The sequence below is a fragment of the Neobacillus niacini genome (assembly GCF_031456445.1).
GTDB lineage: Bacteria > Bacillota > Bacilli > Bacillales > Cytobacillaceae > Neobacillus > Neobacillus niacini_I.
The window spans coordinates 1-1,203 of record NZ_JAVDUQ010000093.1; the positions used below are offsets into that span (position 1 = coordinate 1).

The 1,203-nt window shown below is 36.9% G+C and carries 1 protein-coding gene; it reads right to left on the minus strand.

Features of this window, described 5'->3' with window-relative positions:
• Positions 1–138: 138 nt before the first annotated feature.
• On the minus strand, positions 139–1,203 hold a 1,065-nt coding region (locus J2Y67_RS27845), incomplete at its 5' end, for an IS110 family RNA-guided transposase (protein ID WP_310179415.1).

The following is a 1,203-nucleotide window of genomic DNA, read 5'->3' on the forward strand; positions in this document are numbered from 1 at the left end:
CTAAACCAGCTAATAGTATGTCAACATTTTTCAATAAAAAGATTTATTACCTCGTGATATACTAAAAATGTTCATGCCGAATAACCTTCCGTTTAGTCCTTTTTGGAAGGTTTTGTTGTATTTAGTTAGATATAGTTTTTAAGCTATATCTTGGAAAGTAGTTCTGCTTTTAAGTAAGGCATAAATCCAGTGTAAGAGCTTATTTACACATGCAATAATAGCTACTCTGAAGGGTTTTCCTTCTTCACGTTTTTTGTCGTAAAACTCCCTTAGCCTTTTATTGCGTGGAATAATTTCTTCAGTCGTTTTCTTTTTACGGGCATCACGAATTCCACTTTGAACAGCCATATATAGGGCATGGCGAAGTCTACAAGACCCTCGTTTGGTAATTCGGTTAACGGATGCAGTAAACTTACCTGAAGCGTACACACTTGGATCAATTCCAGCGAATGCAACTAACTTCTTGGCACCATTAAACCGATCTATCTCTCCGATTTCAGAAATAATCGTGGCAGCGATTTTTTCTCCAATACCAGGGATAGATTGGAGGATCTCATATTCTTCAATTTCTTTAGCGAGGGCATCTATTTCATCCGCAATCTGTGATAGATGCTCTTGGTACTGAAGAACAATTTTGACTAAGATCTCAAGGTTAAATATATGACTCTTGTAGCGATTGTGCTGAAAAGGGTTACGAAGGGCTGCGTCTCTTAATTTCTGTGCCTTTTCTTTTGCCCAAAGCTCTGAACGACTCATACATAATGAAGCTATTTTTACTGTTAACTCTCTCTCACTTACACTTAATACTGCCTCAGAAGTAGGGAATGCTAGTAAAGTAAGCAAGGATACTTTTGAATAGAGGCTTCCAAATACACCTCGGTACTCAGGAAATACCTGATCGATTAAAGAGTGCAACTGTAACTTTGTTTTCGCTGATATTTCGGCAATACTCTCTTGTTGCCTTGTTAGATTACGAAGGTTTAAGAGTTGAACTCCACGCTTTTTATAAGGCTCTAGGTCTTCTTTATAAAACAGTTCACACAGGTGATAAGCATCGATTGCATCTGTTTTTACCTTTCTTAGGCTTGAACTCTTAGCTCTATGTGAAATAAGAGGGTTGACGATAATATAAATATATTTTTGTTCATCTAAAAACTGAATAACGGGTAAATGATAGTGTCCAGTTGATTCTAAAACAACCGA